4 protein-coding genes are annotated in these 3,565 nt (G+C 52.7%); 1 reads left to right on the top strand and 3 read right to left on the bottom strand.

Annotated features, from left to right (window positions below):
- Window positions 1–167: 167 nt before the first annotated feature.
- A complete protein-coding gene (locus AC07VX_RS26795) occupies window positions 168–830 on the top strand; it encodes a PDDEXK family nuclease (protein WP_493167846.1) in 663 nt (220 codons plus the stop codon).
- Here the strand turns inward: AC07VX_RS26795 and AC07VX_RS26790 are convergent, their stop codons facing one another.
- The 3 genes from AC07VX_RS26790 to AC07VX_RS26780 are packed head-to-tail and all read right to left on the bottom strand — an operon-like array spanning window position 831 to window position 3,451.
- Entirely contained in the window at window positions 831–1,784 is a 954-nt protein-coding gene (locus tag AC07VX_RS26790) for a DNA-methyltransferase (RefSeq protein WP_493167845.1), read from the bottom strand.
- A 21-nt stretch (window positions 1,785–1,805) separates the two neighbouring features.
- Window positions 1,806–2,417, bottom strand: a complete 612-nt coding sequence (locus AC07VX_RS26785; protein WP_493167844.1) for a HEPN domain-containing protein — start codon at window positions 2,415–2,417, stop codon at window positions 1,806–1,808.
- A complete protein-coding gene (locus AC07VX_RS26780) occupies window positions 2,417–3,451 on the bottom strand; it encodes a ParA family protein (RefSeq protein WP_493167843.1) in 1,035 nt (344 codons plus the stop codon). The genes AC07VX_RS26785 and AC07VX_RS26780 overlap by 1 nt, the downstream gene beginning before the upstream one ends.
- Window positions 3,452–3,565 lie beyond the last annotated feature (114 nt).

Below are 3,565 nucleotides of genomic sequence, written 5' to 3'. Positions count from 1 at the left end.
AGCTCCCGCTGATTCTAGCCGGCCACGCTTAGTCGGACAGCTCCCTTGCCATTCTGCGGGCCGAAGCTCAGCGTCGCTGTGTGCGCTGCTTCACGAGCTCAACTTTCGAGCTGACTAGTGCTGGCCGCGTCGTGATACCTTTTAGCCTTTCCTTGGGAGAGGCTAACTTGAAGATTGTAGAAACGCGCACCCTCATTTCCAAAGGGGCATACGCGACGTCTGGCGAGTGGACAGAACTGAAGTCGGAGATAGAAGCTGCCGTCCGCGGCGCGGTCTGGCCTCCGGGTGGCAGCGACTTCGCGATCCACCCGCAAAGCGGCAAGAAGTCGGGTGAAGGGAACGGTGTCAAGCCGCTGAAGACCGAGACAGTGCAGGCACTCACCAACGGAGGGCTCGACTACGGCAAGCGAGTAAAGCTCTCGCAGCCGCCGAAGACTGGCGAATGGGTCTCTGAGGTGCCGTGGCCATCCGAAGGAGGCGGTCCCAAAGCAGGCAACATGGATGTTGCGTTTTTCGGCACGAGCGGGAAAGTCTGCTTGGAATGGGAGACGGGCAACATCTCGTCAAGTCATCGCTCGCTCAACAAGATGTGCATGGGCTTGATGAACGGAACAATCAAAGCCGGAGTGCTGGTTGTTCCCTCGAAGCAACTCGCCCAGTACCTCACTGACCGTGTTGGGAACATCGGCGAGCTTGAGCCATACATGAAGTTCTGGGGCAGTGCAGCGGTCGAAGAGGGCGTGCTTGAGATCGTGGTAATCGAGCACGATCGAACTGACGTCAACGTCCCCAAGATTCCTAAGGGAACCGACGGTCGCGCCAAAGGCTAGCTAGTCGAGATCGACCACGTCAGAGTTGCGGTGGAGGTAGAGATCGCCTTCCAATCGCTCTTTGATTACTGGCGCAAAGTCGATGTCGGTTCCGAGCCAATTCCTATGCTTGGCTTCGCAGACTGCGAATGTCGTCCCACTTCCACCAAACGGATCGAGCACCAAATCCCCGGGCACGGTAGATATTTCGACTACGCGATCCAGGATTTTCGACGACAGAGCATTCGCCTTGCGATCGTCTGACTTGTACTTTTGATGCCGCACCGGTGGAATATCCATCCAGATGTCCGTGAGGTTGACGCCTTTCGGATTCATCGCCTTGCGATGCCCACCGTAGTCCTTAATTTCTCGATTGCAGTGCCGACACAACTCAATGGGCGTGCGGAGCTTTCTGAATGTCTTGGGCTTGCCCTTGGTGAAATAAAGCAAGCTGTAGTGTGCTGGGTAAAGCTTCCTTTGAATAGGCAACCCAAGTTTCAGGCTGACGGCGATCCAATGCCGGAATTCCAAGCCGATTTCCGACATATATGCGCCAAGCAGGACATTCCACTTGGGAATGTTATAGAGGAAAAACGCTCCGCCTGGCTTTAGGGTTCTTGCGGCTTCTGAGATCCAGGTCTTACACCAAGCAAGGTATTCCTCTTCTGTCAGATTGTCGTTAGACTTTGCACCATATTCCTTCTTGAGGTTGAAGGGTGGATCGGCGAACACAGTGTCCACCACACCGGTGTTAATCTGCCTTAGGAAGGTGTTGCAGTCCTCCGCATACACGGCGCCATGCTGCGAGCGGAAATAGGGTTGTACAGAGGGTTTCCCTACAACAAACGGGCTCTCGTCAAAAATAAACTGCTCTCGTTTCAATTGAGCTCTCGTTGAATTGCGGCTTGTAAAATTTGCCCGAAGACTGGCGTCGATCAATTTTAGATTCGAGTTGCGTGCAAGGGCAAATGCCATTTACACGCCTCGATTTCGACGTCAACTCCAACGTGGCCGCAAACCGTATACGGATTGGAGATGCGCCATCATCCCTTTGTCGGTTGCCGAGACCAGGTGGGCAATAAATCTATCCACAGTCATTAGCACTTTGGCACTTAGAATGCCCGGCATACCTCGATCTCTCACCCAACTTATGTCGGTGGGCACTGGCAGGCCATGCGCAAAGCTATGCCTGACACGCAATATTTCATCCAATCGCGTGCGTGTCTGAACACCAGGCAGCCTGCCTTTTGGCCAATGCCAGTCATTGATTGGATCGTAACCCGTGTGGCTTATTAGAAGCTCACGGGCATTATTGGCGTTCGGTGTATTAAATCGCTTAACTTCGCCCTCCGTAAGCCTCGTAAGCAAGGCCAGCACGGCTGACAACCGTGCGTGTGCGGGGTCAGCAATCTCCGATTGCACTTCGCGAACCAATCGCTCCAGGTACGCTTCCCATGCTGCCACCAGCATGGCCAAAGCGGCGTGCAAGCAAGATGCTCGATGCGCCGCGTAATCCGATTTACGCGCAGTACGAACGTTAGCCGCGCGAATAAGCAGCAAAGCACGCGCCCGTGCTTTAACGAAATCGGATGCCGCCCTCGATGGCATTAGAGCCGTTCAACGAAGGTTCTAAGTGCACTGGTATAACGATTCAGCGGATCTTGATTTACCTGCACACGATCGCCAGCTACGTCATGCGGACCAGCCTTCAATCTATGAATTGGAACTCCGTTCGCTGCCGCGACGATCGACGCGCCATGATAATCAGGAATATTGACTACTTCGGAACTGGGCAGCTTGGTTGGAAAGCAAAACAATGAACGATGTTTTTTATGTATGCCATCGACAGTTGCTTTGATTGCTTTACTGAGTGCTTCAAAGGCTTTGCTAGGCTTGCCGTCGTAAAGGGTCTGACGGTTGCTAACCAGGGTGTGTACTTTTGGAATATTGACGTGCTCGTCCCTCGCCTTCTGAGCGAAACTTAGTTTGGCATAACTTCCCATGGTCGAATCGCCAACCCCATACAGTAGAGCGATAACGTTTTCTATGCCGCGCCGAGAGCTGTCATCAGCCGTGTACGGAATGATTAATGATTCCGAGGCTGCAAGTGCAAGCTGCGTATACACGGCAAAGCTGGGATTGCAATCTATAACAAACGTTGCGTCCCGCTCTCCAGAATGATCTTCCAGCGCTATGCACAGATCTCGAATCCAGTTCTGAGTTTTGGCCCAAGCGTCTCCTGGCAGCATTAGTTGCGATGTTTGTCTAATGGGTTCCGCCAAAATCTCCAGAAGGTTATCCCCGCAGATAAGAAATAGATTCTTAGGGATATAGGCATTGAACTTCGATGGATGGGAAATGAATCTATCAATTTCCCCAATCATTCGAAAAGGTGAGCTCAGTCGTTCCTCAAGATAGCCAGCCACAGTCCTTCTAGGAACATCGCTGAGCATCTTTGCCATTGGCTTTGGGCTAGTCCGAATGCCTCCCAGCAACGTTTCTGAAACGTTTGCCTGCGGACAGAGGTCAATGACATAGACATCCATTTCCGGATGGCGATGCGCGTATTCGCACGCGGCTATAAAGCAAAGGAAGCTTTTGCCAACACCGCCCTTGTTGTTCCAGAAGGAATATGAGTTCAAGTTCTGTCCTCGTTCATGTGGGGGTGGCACATCGTTTTCTTACGACAAGTCGCCTGGTGCTCGGAGTGTCCACGGCTCGTGAAGTGGCGACACCAACGATACAATGCCTCTAAC

It is taken from the genome of Roseateles sp. GW821-FHT03B02 (assembly GCF_059421025.1).
The sequence above is the reverse complement of the archived record's forward strand: the minus strand, read 5'-3'. Positions and strand labels throughout refer to the sequence as shown.